Origin of the sequence: Methylobacterium sp. WL103 (genome assembly GCF_008039885.1) — a bacterium.
In the GTDB taxonomy this organism is placed as follows: Bacteria; Pseudomonadota; Alphaproteobacteria; order Rhizobiales; family Beijerinckiaceae; genus Methylobacterium; species Methylobacterium cerastii.
Genome location: NZ_VRUX01000078.1, coordinates 1 through 12,288, shown reverse-complemented (window position 1 = coordinate 12,288; position 12,288 = coordinate 1). Strand labels below are relative to the sequence as shown.

General features: G+C 63.5%; 16 protein-coding genes, 1 tRNA gene and 2 pseudogenes. 10 read left to right on the top strand and 9 right to left on the bottom strand.

Going from position 1 to position 12,288, the window contains the following annotated elements:
• The 6 genes and pseudogenes from FV222_RS07720 to FV222_RS07695 form a co-directional block, all read left to right on the top strand.
• A pseudogene (locus FV222_RS07720) lies at positions 1–836 on the top strand (hypothetical protein); the annotation flags it as partial.
• Positions 837–4,019, top strand: a complete 3,183-nt coding sequence (locus tag FV222_RS29420) for a hypothetical protein (protein ID WP_187277256.1) — start codon at positions 837–839, stop codon at positions 4,017–4,019.
• Positions 4,020–4,060: 41 nt separating this feature from the next.
• Entirely contained in the window at positions 4,061–4,228 is a 168-nt protein-coding gene (locus tag FV222_RS07710) for a hypothetical protein (RefSeq protein WP_246685369.1), read from the top strand.
• A gap of 237 nt (positions 4,229–4,465) precedes the next feature.
• The gene (locus tag FV222_RS07705) at positions 4,466–5,134 is read left to right on the top strand and encodes a hypothetical protein (protein ID WP_147813731.1); all 669 of its coding nucleotides are present in this window, start codon (positions 4,466–4,468) and stop codon (positions 5,132–5,134) included.
• Complete coding sequence (locus FV222_RS07700) at positions 5,115–5,384, top strand: hypothetical protein (RefSeq protein WP_147813729.1); 270 nt, start codon at positions 5,115–5,117, stop codon at positions 5,382–5,384. Before FV222_RS07705 ends, FV222_RS07700 begins: the two co-directional genes overlap by 20 nt.
• A 21-nt stretch (positions 5,385–5,405) precedes the next feature.
• Positions 5,406–6,023: a Kiwa anti-phage protein KwaB-like domain-containing protein gene (locus FV222_RS07695; RefSeq protein WP_187277255.1), complete on the top strand. Its 618-nt coding sequence runs from the start codon at positions 5,406–5,408 to the stop codon at positions 6,021–6,023.
• Between the two features lie 85 nt (positions 6,024–6,108).
• Here FV222_RS07695 and FV222_RS07690 read toward each other — a convergent pair whose 3' ends face one another.
• Positions 6,109–6,312, bottom strand: coding sequence for a hypothetical protein (locus tag FV222_RS07690; protein WP_246685368.1), 204 nt, complete (start codon positions 6,310–6,312; stop codon positions 6,109–6,111).
• A gap of 171 nt (positions 6,313–6,483) precedes the next feature.
• On the opposite strand from FV222_RS07690, the gene FV222_RS07685 reads away from it, so the two are divergent.
• The 3 genes from FV222_RS07685 to FV222_RS07675 all read left to right on the top strand — a co-directional run bounded on the left by FV222_RS07685 (position 6,484) and on the right by FV222_RS07675 (position 7,984).
• Positions 6,484–6,705, top strand: a complete 222-nt coding sequence (locus FV222_RS07685; protein WP_147813723.1) for a hypothetical protein — start codon at positions 6,484–6,486, stop codon at positions 6,703–6,705.
• The gene (locus FV222_RS07680) at positions 6,706–7,149 is read left to right on the top strand and encodes a hypothetical protein (protein ID WP_147813721.1); all 444 of its coding nucleotides are present in this window, start codon (positions 6,706–6,708) and stop codon (positions 7,147–7,149) included. It abuts the gene before it with no gap.
• A gap of 427 nt (positions 7,150–7,576) precedes the next feature.
• Positions 7,577–7,984, top strand: a complete 408-nt coding sequence (locus FV222_RS07675; RefSeq protein WP_147813719.1) for a MucR family transcriptional regulator — start codon at positions 7,577–7,579, stop codon at positions 7,982–7,984.
• A 73-nt stretch (positions 7,985–8,057) separates the two neighbouring features.
• Here FV222_RS07675 and FV222_RS07670 read toward each other — a convergent pair whose 3' ends face one another.
• The 8 genes from FV222_RS07670 to FV222_RS07640 all read right to left on the bottom strand — a co-directional run bounded on the left by FV222_RS07670 (position 8,058) and on the right by FV222_RS07640 (position 11,746).
• Positions 8,058–8,237: a hypothetical protein gene (locus tag FV222_RS07670; RefSeq protein ID WP_246685367.1), complete on the bottom strand. Its 180-nt coding sequence runs from the start codon at positions 8,235–8,237 to the stop codon at positions 8,058–8,060.
• The gene (locus FV222_RS07665) at positions 8,234–8,494 is read right to left on the bottom strand and encodes a hypothetical protein (RefSeq protein ID WP_147813716.1); all 261 of its coding nucleotides are present in this window, start codon (positions 8,492–8,494) and stop codon (positions 8,234–8,236) included. Before FV222_RS07665 ends, FV222_RS07670 begins: the two co-directional genes overlap by 4 nt.
• Before the next feature lie 33 nt (positions 8,495–8,527).
• A complete protein-coding gene (locus tag FV222_RS07660) occupies positions 8,528–8,785 on the bottom strand; it encodes a hypothetical protein (protein ID WP_147813737.1) in 258 nt (85 codons plus the stop codon).
• A gap of 88 nt (positions 8,786–8,873) precedes the next feature.
• Positions 8,874–9,140 (bottom strand): hypothetical protein, encoded by a 267-nt coding sequence (locus FV222_RS30615; RefSeq protein ID WP_210248465.1) that lies wholly within the window; start codon positions 9,138–9,140, stop codon positions 8,874–8,876.
• 1,191 nt (positions 9,141–10,331) lie between these two features.
• Positions 10,332–10,694, bottom strand: a complete 363-nt coding sequence (locus FV222_RS07650; protein WP_147813712.1) for a hypothetical protein — start codon at positions 10,692–10,694, stop codon at positions 10,332–10,334.
• A 119-nt stretch (positions 10,695–10,813) separates the two neighbouring features.
• Complete coding sequence (locus FV222_RS07645; protein WP_147813711.1) at positions 10,814–11,026, bottom strand: TOBE domain-containing protein; 213 nt, start codon at positions 11,024–11,026, stop codon at positions 10,814–10,816.
• Positions 11,027–11,284: 258 nt separating this feature from the next.
• The gene (locus tag FV222_RS29415; RefSeq protein ID WP_187277254.1) at positions 11,285–11,458 is read right to left on the bottom strand and encodes a hypothetical protein; all 174 of its coding nucleotides are present in this window, start codon (positions 11,456–11,458) and stop codon (positions 11,285–11,287) included.
• A 213-nt stretch (positions 11,459–11,671) separates the two neighbouring features.
• A tRNA-Glu gene (locus FV222_RS07640) sits at positions 11,672–11,746 on the bottom strand.
• A gap of 169 nt (positions 11,747–11,915) precedes the next feature.
• On the opposite strand from FV222_RS07640, the pseudogene FV222_RS07635 reads away from it, so the two are divergent.
• Positions 11,916–12,288, top strand: a pseudogene (locus tag FV222_RS07635) (hypothetical protein); the annotation flags it as partial.

Genomic DNA, 12,288 nt, shown 5'->3' with positions numbered 1-12,288 from the left:
TCGCACCGTCGAACGTCTCGCGGCTGCAGGCCGAGCGCGCCGCGCTGCCGGCGGGCGATCCGCGCATCGGCGAGCTCGATTCCGCCATTGCCGCCGAGGGCCGGGGCCAGACGGCGGACCCGTATCGCAGCGCGACCGATCAGGCGCTCGCCTCCCGACATGCGGACATTGTGAAGGCCGGCGCCACCGCGGACACGATGTCGACGAACCTCAATCGCCTCGAAGGGCTGCTGCAGGACGTGCCGACCGGTGCGCTGGCCGAGCGCAAGCTGCAGGTCGCGCGGTATGCGCAGGATCTCGGCCTCGGCGACGTCGCCAACTCGCTCACCGGCGGGAAGCTCGACGAGGCGCAGGCGGCCAACGCGATCGTGCAGCGGCTCGCACCCGGACTGCGGGTGCCGGGGTCCGGCGCGCAGTCCGATCGCGAGCTGACGAACTTCCTGGCGTCGCTGCCCTCGCTGCAGAACACGCCCGGCGGCAACCGCATCATCCTCGGCACGCTGCGCCAGGCGGCGCAGCAACAGCGGCAGGCCGCGGACATCGCGCGCCAAGCGCAGGCCGGCACGCTCGACAAGTTCGAGGCGGAGCGGCGTATCGCGGCGCTCGCCTCGCCTTTCGCACAGTTCGCGGACGCAGGCGGCTCCGTTCCGGCCTCACCCGGAGCGCCTGCCGCGGCAGCGCCGGCGTCCGGGCCGGCGCCGACCGCAGCAGGACCAACCGCGACCGCGCCAAGCGCCGCGGCCGTGGCGCATCTCAAGGCCAATCGCGCGCTGGCTTCCGACTTCGACGCGAAGTTCGGGGCGGGCGCCGCGGCGGCCGTGCTCGGAGGACAGTAATTGGCCAATCCGTTCGATCAGTTCGACGCGCCGCACGCGGCCAACCCGTTCGATCAGTTCGATGCTCCGGCCATGCCGGCGCCGGACAAAACGTCCGTCGCGCTCGACGTGGCGAAGGCCGCCCCGATCGGCGTTGCCAAGGGCGCGATCGGCCTGGCCGGGCTTCCGGGCGACGTCCAGGAGATGGGCAACAGCCTCGTCGACCGGATCATGCTCGGCGCCGGGCACAAGGTCATGGATTGGACCGGCTACGGGCCGCAGGCCGGGACGCCGGAGCGCGAGCGTTTCGACCGGCTCTATACCGGCATCGGTTCGAGCGGCAGCGTCGTCGGCTCGGCTGACATACGCCGTGGCGTCGAGGCCGTGACCGGCCCGCTGTACGAGCCGAAGACCGTCCCGGGCCAGTATGCCCAGACCGTCGGCGAGTTCGCACCCGCGGCTGCGATCGGCCCGGGCGGGCTGGTGCGCAAGGTCATGGAAACGGTCGTGCCGGCGACGCTGTCGGAGACGGCGGGTCAGACGACGCACGGCACGAAGGCGGAGCCGGCCGCGCGCCTGATCGCGGCGATCATGGGCAACGTCGGAACGGCCGCGGTCGCGGCGCGCGCCGATGCGCCGGCCCGGGCGATCAACACCGCCGCTGGCCGCGTGACGCCGGCGCAGTTCGATGCGGCGCAGTCGATCGCCGACACGGGCCAGCGCATCGGCGTGCCGCTGACCGGCGCCGAAGCGATCCAGCACGCCACCGGCAACGGCACCAAGCTCGCTGACGTGCAACGCTTCGTCGAAGGCTCGCCGCAGAGCGTCGCGCTGTCCGAGATGATGGCCGCGCGCCCAGGGCAGATGCGAACTGCCACAGGTCGCGCCCTCGATACCGTCGCGCCGCAGAGCGTCGAACCCTCGACGCTCGGGCCGCTCGTCGCCGACGCGGCGCATCGGTCGATCGCGAATTCGCCGGAGGGCCAAGCCCTCGCCGCGAGCGTTCGCGAGGTCGGTCCGCGGGCGACGCCGGCGGAGGTCGGTCCCGAGATCCAGAATGGCCTGCACGCGACCTATCAGGGTCGCGAGGGCATGCGCGCCGCCTTGGCGGACAGCGACTATGCTGCTGCGCGCGAGGCGCCGGAGACCATCGGTATCGATCGGACCGTGAGCGTCGAGCGCGCCGGCAAACCCATCGTGACATACCCGCGGTTCGAGCGGCCGCAGTTCACCGATGCCGCGCCGCGCCCGCTCGAACGGCTGGATCGCCCGGCGGCGTCCGCGGACGGCGCCGGGCCGGACAGCCTCGCCCGCTTCATCGCCCGCAACGGTGGTCTCGAACTGACCGGCGATCTTCGGAGCCAGGACTTCCACCGCTTCAACATCCCGGGCGCTGGCACGGTCGCGCGCGAGGGTGGCAAGCCGCTGGATAGCTTCTGGCGCGAGCACCTGATCGAGCACGGCTATCTTCGCCCCGATGCCGACGGTGGCATGGCGCGAGACATCCGGGCTGAGCTGATGCGCAAGCTCGCGAACGAGCGCCGCGGCGTGCCGTCGTTCCCGATCGGTGCCGAGCGCGCGGTGACGGCCGATCGCGTCCGGCCGGGCCAGGTCGCGGACGACTACGCCGCGTCGCTGTCGCTCGCCGAGAGCCGACTGAACGAGGATCTCGCCCGCGCCGGCGTCGACCCGGGCAGCGTGCATCCGGACATCCGCAATCGTACCATCGGCGCGCTGATGCGCGGCGAACATGCCGACCCGCTCGACGCCTACGAGCGCACGGTCGGGGCGATGAAGGGGCCGCTCGAGCCATACGTGAAGAGCACGACGGTGCGCGAGGACATCCCGGCGCCGCGCTTCGGCCAGGCCAACCCGACCGACGTCGTGGCGCATATCGACGATGCGATGCGCACGGCGAAGGGCTCGGTCGCCGATGCGCTCGGCACGGCACGCGGGATGCTGTTCTCGCGCCCCGGCACGGGACAGCCGGCGGAACTCGACCTGTCGGTGGCGGGCCTGCAGAACGCCCGGGCGCAGGTCGGCACGATGATCAACGCGGCGATGCGCGGCGGCGATCGTCCGACGGCCGCGGCGCTCGAGCAGGTCCAGAGCCGCCTCGACACGGCGCTCGGCTCGGTGCCGGAACATGCACAGGCGACGCGCAACTTCGCGGCGGCGAGCGAGCCGTTGCGGCCGTTCGACAACCCGGCGCTGGCCAAGGTGATCGACCGCGACGAGTACGGCCGCGCCTTCACGCTGCCGCCGGAGCGCTCGGCGCCGACGATCGAGGCCGGCGGACCGACGGCGGTGCGCACCTTCAACGACGTCGCGCCGCCGGAGGCGCGAACCGGCTTCCAGAACTACCTCGGCACCAAGCTCCTCGACGCGGCGACGGACGCGCGCGGCACGGTCTCGGGCGATGCGCTGATGCTCGGGATGCGGGGCAGCGCCGACGTGCTCGACATGGTGCCGGGCCTGCGGGAGCGGCTGACCGGCGTGCGCCGGGCCGATGCCGCGCTGGCGCCACAGCGTCGCGGAGCCATCGGCGAATTGTCCCGAGCCTCGTCGACGGAAGCTGCCGGCGACATGGTGCTGCCGGCCAAGCCACGGGTTGGTGGGGAACGCGAGCTCGTCGACCTCATCATGCGGACAGCGCGCGAGGAACCGCAAGGTACCGCGCAGCTGGTTCGGCAGCGGCTCGCGGACCAGGCCGATACCAGCATGGGCCGGCTCGTCGGTGGCGAGGCGCAGGGCGGAGGCGCGCGGTTCGCCAAGGATGTCGCCGGGACGCGCCAGCAGGCGAGGAACCTCGACGCAGTGCTCGGCGCCCTGCCGGACAGTCCGCAGGCGCGTCGCGCGGTCGGCGATCTCGTCGAAGCGTTCCGCGCTACCGGCACACGCAAGCCGCAAGGCAGCCCGACGGACTTCAATACGCAGTACCGGGCGGAGATCGGCGGCGAGACGCTGCCGCAGCAGGGCCTGACCGCGTTGAAGACCCAAGGCCGGTCGCTGCTGGCGAACGTCGGCGACGCTTCGCGCCGGGCCTATCTCGGCCGCAACAACGCGGCCCTGGCCGAGACGTTCGCGGCGCCGGACAGCGTCCAACGCATCCGCGACATCATCATGCGAGGTGCCGAGACGCCATTCACCGATGCGGCTCTGAAATCGCTGATCATGGGTCCGTCGGCTTCGGCGGGACGATAACCTACACGCTCCACCGCCTCGCTGCCGCCAGCTACGACCTCGTGCTCGACGGCGTCATAGTCGGGAGTGTGGTTCGCGAAGTGCCGGCCGACAGCGGGCGTCGCGCCCGGTATGCCAAGCTGCTCGAAAACCTGTCACCGGATCGCCACCCGCGCCCGTTCAGCGAGATCGAACATGCCTTCCCGACGCTGGACGCAGCGACGGCGTAGCTCGGCGGCACAGTGGTATTGGAGCGCCTCGAAGCGGCGTAACGAACCGGCCGCCATACGACACCTACACAGCTGGCGTCCCCTGAATTGAAGGGCAGCCCTCGCCGAGCGTGTGCCAAGCCTATGAGCGAAGGTTACCCTTCAATCCCGCTCATTTATTGATATAATGTTCCTCAAACGTTCCAATTTCGAAATCCGGCGATTGCGTTCGTCGGACAGGGTTCATGAAAGCTCCTAATGACTGCCCACACCTTTCTGTTTATACCAGGCACCCGAGCAACGGGGTCAGACGGCGGGCCAATGCCTTCAGATCAAGCCCCAAAGGTGAAACGCGGGCTGGGTTTCGCACGCTTCGTGCTCGTCGTATCCAGCCTGAGCCCTCTATTTTTATTGTGGGCGATCCGTGGGACTGCCACTCTCAGTGATGCATACTGGATTCCATCCTGCATAACCTTATTTCTAATACTGAATCTTTTTTTATGGTTGCTTGTGCGGCGGGCGAGGCAGTCTGATAACAGACAAACATTTAAAATAAGCTCGGCACGTGATCAACGAGAGCACTTGCTCGTGTATCTATTTGCCATGTTAATACCTCTATATGATGCGAATATGGGAAGCCCGCGCGATCTGTGCGCTGTTGCTTCAGCCTTTTTGTTTGTAGCATTTTTATTTTGGCACTTAAAACTTCACTACATGAATATTATATTTGCTATTAAAGGCTATCATATCTTCACCTGTGAAGTTCAATCCGCTACCGTATCGCCCGACCGAGACTCGCCAGCCTTCACGACCTATGCTGTTATCTCGCGACGTCACCGTCTCGAAGAAGGCATGACGGTCTCCGGCCTACGGCTAGGAGGCAATGTGGTTGTGGATGTCGATAGATATGATCGAGCAAGAATTTGATCAATCGTCAATAATATCAATCCAGTTTGGCGTCACTTTCACTAACGGCGCGAGTTATTTGGTGGCCGTTGACAAATCTGTTGATGGTGCATTTAGAGATATGCTTTCAAGAACAAGCGCTGGTATCATTTCGCGTGAAGGTGACTGGGAAGAATACTCTCTGTCGCAATCTTACGGTGACACGGAGCGTGTATATATCACTAAGTCAGATCCGATATTTAAAGTTTTATCCGATTTATACGAAATTTAAGCCTATGAAAATATAGGTAATTTGATAGATCATGCAAACAATGTCGATTATTATTTTGTAATTTTTCATGATAGTCACAAACGCAAGTCCATAGGACTACGCCGGGCGGCGCAATTAAAAGCCACTCTCAAGGCCCGCAACAGACTTATGCAGCTCATCGATGACACGATGATCCTGATCGAGCACCCCGTATTCCGATTAGATAATTCCTTTGACGGCCTGGTATGTGAAAACAACATTTACTTCGCAAATTTTCTTGGCATGGAGTATATTGCCAACATCACTGATAAAGTCGCAAAGGCTGCAAAGCAGAAGATACCAATCATTTCAGAGAAAGTGTCGTTTTTAGACTTCTCAGGATTTGTCGACGATATTGAAAAGCACCCGCGTACGGCTCGTCTGCTTGTTGCAATTAGTAATCGGCAAAATCTGGATAAATATGATCAGGCAGAAATTTTGCGACAAGCAGCGGCGCAAGGTGTTGGCTTCACCAACGAGGGCGAGCCGCGCCTCAAGTGCAGAGTGGTAGACAAGCACAAACTACTCGAAGTTTTGGATGATCGCCGTTGGATATCTCGAAACGCAACGGACGCTGCAATACCGTACAGGGCGAGTAGTAGGCAAAAAACCAAGCAATAGTTAAGTCCAAAAGAGGAGACGATTTAGTGGTAATGCCATGGGTCTCGTCGGTGGTGAGCCGGTGCAACGCGGCGATCAGCCCGCGTTATCCCTGCCGTGCGTTCCGGGTGGCCAGCACATCCGCAAACGGCTTCGACACCACATGCCGCCCCGACGCGTCGTAGACCTCGACCGTCCAGGCCGACCAATCGCGCGGCGCGCGGCAGAGCATCACGTCCAGGGCAACTCGCTCGGCATGCACCCGCATCAGCGCCCAGGTCGGCAGCCGCTTACCCTGCAGATCGGCCACGAGTTCGTGCCCATCCGTGCAGTGGAAACGGTAAAGTGGCGTCGGCATTGGCCTTCTACCCCGCCCTCCACACCATCTCACAGCCTCGCGCCTGGCCGTCGTCGCCATGGTTGAACCGTCGGTCTGCTTGCTGTCTGTTCCTTGTATGTTCTTGGACAACTCGGAGCCGCGATGCACCCCCAGCCGCACGAACCGCCTGTGGAGATCCGGCTCACCGAGGCCGAGACCATCGCGCTCGCCTATCGTCGGGCCGCCCGCGGGGACGCCTGGTCCGCGCTGGTCCGGGCGATCGAGGATGCGCTGTCCGACCTCGCGGAAGCCGAGCGCCGGAGGCTGCAGCGGGACCGGCTGATCTCGCACGGCTACGTCCGCGGGCAGCGGCCCGGCGCCTAGGTGGACACCCTCGCGGACATCGCGGGCGATCGTGTCGTGGTGGAGTGCCTGTCGTGCAGCCGGAGGGGCGTCTACGCCACCGACGGCCTTGTGGCGCGGTTCGGGACAAAGATGCTGCAGCTCGACGTGCTCCTGCACCTGTCGGGCTCGTGCCGGCATCAACGCCGCCCCGGGTCACCGCCCGCTCGCAAATACGAGAGCGCGTGTCAGGCCCGGCTCATCCTGCCGGCGTCCAAAAAGAAGATCGTGCCGACGCCGATCCAGCGCGGCCTGAACGTGGAGGCCTGGACGACGTCGGGCTCGATCGAATGGCACTTGGCGACGGTGTGGAGCTTCGAACTCGGCCGCCTAGTGCTCGATGCCGCGGCAACGCTCTACCCGGACCAGGAGATCACGCTGCGCCAGGCCTGCCGGGTCATCGCTAAGCGGGAGAAGCCTGAGTGATGCATGGCATCCTGACAGCAGCTTCACCCACACCTCTGCCGTAGGCAGCAGTAGGCCACCCGAACCGATCGGGTGGAGCTGCGAATGGAGGCGGTTCATACAACCGTTAATTGCATGCCGGAAGGTCGAGGCCGAGGCGCGCAAAAGGTGCCTAAACTCAAGCTTCGATGCGCAAAAAGGGCAGCGTCTCGACCCTCACGGCTCCTCATTGCAGCCGGGTTGAGCCAGTTAACCAATTCTAAGTAGATCGCATCCATCTATCAACTCGCGCAGAAGTTGTATTGTGGGATCGCAGGCGCATAGTTGCGCAGTGGCAGGCCGACCTGCCGAGACCGTTCAGGGTGATCGACGACAGAAAACATCCTGTGCCCGGCGACAGCACGTTCGGACACGCACCCACCAGACCGCATTCGGAAGGAAACGAACCGTGCAGACAACGACGGACCCCATCGACCTCGCCGCGAAGATCCTCGCCGCCTACGTCGCCCGCACCCCTGTACCGGCCACGAGCCTGCCGGACCTGATCCGCACGGTTCACGGCTCGATCACAGGGCTGACGACCCCGCCGAAGCCGGTGCTGACGAAGCCGACCGATGCGGAGATCCGCAAGTCGATCTCGCCGGACGCCATCATCAGTTTCGAGGACGGCAAGCCTTACAAGGCGTTGCGCCGGCACCTCACGATGAGGGGGCTATCGCCCGAGGCCTACCGCGCCAAGTGGGGCCTCCCGGTCGACTATCCCTTCGTCTCGCCCAGCTACAGCGCGCGCCGCTCCCTGATCTCGCGCACCATCGGACAGAACCAGCGCCTGCGCCTGCAGCAAGCGGCAGAGTGATCCGACGACCTGCTCGGCGGTTCCCGCCGACACCGCGACGGCCTGCGCTCGGCCGGTGCGGTGTCGGCAGGTTTTACTGGATCATCTCGGGGCTGGTCATCAGTCCGATGAGACGGGCAAGCGCCATCAGATCGGCGTCGCCAAGCTGCTCCCCATCTACCAACCACAAGCCCAAATCGTCGCCGGTCGGCTGGACGTCCCAGCCCATCGTGCGGAGGACTTCAGCGGCCTCGTGGCAGGGGTCGTCGCTCACGGCGCCACCATGCATCCTAGAAGGATCGCGGTACGCACCATGCCGCGCCGGAACTTCTCGTTCCGGTCCGGGTCGATGACGGCTCGCGCCGCTGGCTCATGCGCCTTCACCGCAGCCGCAGGGTCCAGCGTGTGCCCGCTGGCGAAGCGGAACAGGCTCACCGTCGGATCGCACATGAACACGTCGACCGCGGCGGCCACCTCGCCGTCGCTGACGATTTTGGCCTTGAGCAAGTCGCTCGTGATCGTGGTGCTCATTGCCGCTTCTCCGAAGAGGCCATCGATCCGTGGCTACTTCACAGCTTCTGGATGCGGCGAAGGCGTGCCGCAATAGGCCCTCGGTATCAGTGGGCATCCATCGTGAACCCGGCGATGCGTGAGCGTGCGCTTCACGACTGCGGTGTACGATCCGGCGACCGCGACGCGCCCCTGGCAAGCCGGACAGCGCTTCTCAGCCTTGGCATGCGTCCCCTGCGCCTCGATGAGGCTCACGACGACCCAAGCGCCGTCGACCTTCACTTCGCAACGGTTCAGATCGGGCTTGGTCATGGCCTGAAATGACACGCCGACATCGCTTCGGCCAGTGCGCAGCTGCCACTGTCGGAGACGCTCGTGTTCGCCCGAGCGCTCGCATTTTCTAACCGGTTTTCTGCAAACTTGGCTTGATCTCAAATTCAGCTTCGATCGTATCGTAGAGCCGGGAAAGCCAATTCTCAGCAGTGCGCGCACGCTCGTCCGCGGCTTTTACTTGTTCTTCAGCTTTTTTGATCCGTTCATCCGCGGCTCTGAGCAAGACGTCTGCTCGGATCTGGATTTCTACTGATCGCGCTTCTGACTCTTGGACGCGCTCCCCGGCACATCGGACATCCTCACGAAGACGGTCAAAGAGCGCGTTGATGCGCAATTCCTGTTCGCGAGCTTGTACCTCAACGTCCCGAGCATGGTTGGCTGCATCCCGGACCCGATCAATGAGCTTAGACCAGTTTTGTGCGCTGGATCGGCGGGTAAGGGGGGAGCCACCTTCTATATCATTCAGCGGGGGGAGAAGCCTCACTACATTCGCGAGCTGTTCATCGGGAGTAAGTTCGACAGATGAAACGTCGAATTTGGAGTTTCTCTCCCACGGAAGCCTTCTTGCCGTATCCATAATCGCCTCGCGTCACTTGCTAAAATATCGCTAAGCTCTCTTGCTGGTCATTAATATGATGCTCGGAGAGTTAATGGATGATTAAAAACTTATACCAGGGGTTGTACAAATTGTGACGCACAACCGCGGGGCTAATGATCGCGCGGCGAGCATAACCCGACACCCGCGTCTGATGTCGGAGCAGCGTGGCCTCGTGCCGATGTCTTCAGCTAGTACAAGCGTCACGCCGTCGATGGGTCAGGCTCTACGAGACCGCGCACGAGCCATTCTCTCAGTCGCGGCGCGTCCGGTATAGATTGCCGGTGGCGTCGGTCAGGATGATCGCGGCCGTAGTCGGAGGTTCGACCTTTGCAATCGCCAGGGCCGCGGTTTGGTCGGTGCTCCGCATAGGCTGCGATTGCCTCAGCACAACGACGGTCAGAGAATTGACGTCGGCATAGTGACCCGATCTTGGGCCTGCGTATTCTCCGACGCACGCACGCACGATCATGCTCTTGAAGTTGCGCTGAGAATTGCAATTCTACCACTGGTTGCAATTTGGTTTTGGAACAGCGGGTGCCTCAATGTCTGCCATTTCCGCGACACACGTCGAAAGCAATAAATTGGACTTGTCGATGCCACTGCTGATGGCTGCAGTGATCCCATATTATCTGTTCTGCATCGTCTTTGTTATCTGTGCTTCCCCATTCCTGTTGCTGTCGGTCCCCGTAGAATATATATTGAAAGATAAACCAAAGCAACATGGATATGCTGTCGTGACGCTGATGGTTCTTTCAGTATCGAGTACAATCATTGTGCCGGTGGCAGTTTTATGCTCAAATCTGGTATAGATTTCTGAAACAATTCCAGCTCCCAATTCTGAAACCGTTTAACAATTGCACGCATCATTTGGCGAACTGGGCTCACCTCCAGTGTAGACCGCGTGCGCTCGCCTCCTCAGGTGCACGTTCAGTCCAAAAAGACGCGGATGCCGTCGGTGTTGAGGATGTCGCGCTGATCGGCGCACCAGCGCTCGGCGCCGATGTCGGCGATCTCCTTGGACAGGCGCTGGCCCTCTTCGTCGATCGCCGCCTGAGCTTGCCGATGGCCGATTGCCTTGTCGAGCGTGGGGCGAACGGTTCGCAGCAGGCCCTCCGACACCTTGTCGTCGATCGCGTAGGCCTTCCGGCAGTAGAGCGTGATGCCGGCCTGCGCGCCGACGATCCGCACCAGCCCCTGGACCATCTCCGCCTCTTCCTCGTCCATCGACGGGGCAGCAAGACAGGTTTGGGCACCGAGCATCAAGGCGAGGGCGACGAGGGCGCGTTTCATGGGGATACCCTTGGCCAACCACGCTCCATCAGCGCCGCAGCAGGGTTTGAACAGTCGGCGACGACGCTTGGCTCCGTCACCCGCTTGCCTAGTGGTGCACTGTTCGCGGAGCCCGCCTGCTACGGTTTCATCAGCAGCACGTTCACGGCCTTTGCGAGCACGCGGACGGTATCGCCTTCCGCCAGGCCCAACTCGTCCAGTGAATCGACCGTCATGACTGACGACATGCGGTAGGAGGTACCGACCAGTTCGACGTCGACCTGAGCCATTACATCGCCAAGCCTGATGGCAATGATCGTCGCTGGGAGATCATTGCGGGCGTTGTGCTTCATCTCCGGACGCCCTTCGCCTTCAGCTGCTCAGCGTCTCTCGCTAAGCGCGCTGCCCTCTGCCGGGCCAGATTGGTCTCTGCCACGTTCGCCGGTGGCTCATGGGCAGGCATCGCGATAGGCCCGTTCTGCCGCTTCGCGAAAGCTGCTTCGGCCTGCTTCCACTCTTTGCTCTGGTTTTCAGACACCGGGTGTTCCCTGAGCTTTGAAGGGTGCGTCGCACTGATCGATGGAAGTCAGAGGGTGCCGAGCTCGTTCGGATCACCGCTTCTGATTGGCTCGGATTTGAAAAGCCATGAGCGCTACGGAGGCGACGACCCCGGACGCGAAGACCATCATGAGAGCGTTGTCGAAGCCGATCCAGACAAGAACTGTGATCGACACGTAGGCCACGAGGAAGCCACCAAACCCCATCGCGAGACGCCCAACGTTCACGCCTGTGAGCCCTTCGCCTGCACGTGCTTGCTCAGTGCTCCACCGGCTGCTCGACGAACGGCCGCATCGGCAGGGTGCTCCGGGACAAGTTGTCCGACGGTAGAAGGGCTGCGCGAAACCGACGAGCGAATGGGCGGCGCGCTCTACAGCGGCCGCTATGTGAGCTGACCGTGTGAGACGAGACCGGAATATCCGCTAAGTGCTTGGATTTCTTGGCGCGCCCTGCGGGAGTCGAACCCGCCTCTTCAGCGTGAAAGGCTGACATCCTAACCGATAGACGAAGGGCGCTGGCGCTGGGCCGAGGTTTCTATAGTCGGACCGCGGGCGGAGGGCAACGGGCGGATCGTGGCTTGTGAGGCGGTGGCGGGCCGGTTTGTCGCGGATGGGGTGGGACGGCGCCGCCGGGCGGGTGCGGCAACTTCGTCCCGGGCGTGCTAACGCTGCCGCTTCGCGCGCCTTGGCGGGGCGCTGGTCTGCCTGCGCGGTCGCGCGCAGCACGGTTCTGGAATGGTTTGAGCGGATGGCGAGCGAGAGCGACGACGGCGGCGAGGACGGCGGCCGGCCGGCCGGGTCCGAGGTGCGCAAGCCCGGCTTCGGCCAAGCTGATCACGGCAAGTCGGGCTATGGCAAGTCGGGCTATGGCAAGTCCAGCTTCGGCAAGCCAGGGTATGGGAAGCCGAGCTACGGCAAGCCTGGTGATGGCAAGCCTGGTGACGGCAAGCCTGGTTACGGCAAGCCCGGCTTTGGAAGGCCGGCCTTCGGCAAACCCGGCTTCGGCAAGCCGGCCTACGGCCAGCGGCCGCAGCCGGCCGGGCCGCAGCCGGCGCACG

Excerpts from the sequence above, each read along its gene's own strand:
- FV222_RS07705 (WP_147813731.1), top strand. The coding sequence starts at position 4,466 with ATGACTGCCCACACCTTTCTGTTTATACCAGGCACCCGAGCAACGGGG.
- FV222_RS07700 (WP_147813729.1), top strand. The coding sequence starts at position 5,115 with ATGATCGAGCAAGAATTTGATCAATCGTCAATAATATCAATCCAGTTT.
- FV222_RS07685 (WP_147813723.1), top strand. The coding sequence starts at position 6,484 with ATGCACCCCCAGCCGCACGAACCGCCTGTGGAGATCCGGCTCACCGAG.
- FV222_RS07665 (WP_147813716.1), bottom strand. The coding sequence starts at position 8,494 with ATGAGCACCACGATCACGAGCGACTTGCTCAAGGCCAAAATCGTCAGC.
- FV222_RS07660 (WP_147813737.1), bottom strand. The coding sequence starts at position 8,785 with ATGACCAAGCCCGATCTGAACCGTTGCGAAGTGAAGGTCGACGGCGCT.
- FV222_RS07650 (WP_147813712.1), bottom strand. The coding sequence starts at position 10,694 with ATGAAACGCGCCCTCGTCGCCCTCGCCTTGATGCTCGGTGCCCAAACC.
- FV222_RS07645 (WP_147813711.1), bottom strand. The coding sequence starts at position 11,026 with ATGAAGCACAACGCCCGCAATGATCTCCCAGCGACGATCATTGCCATC.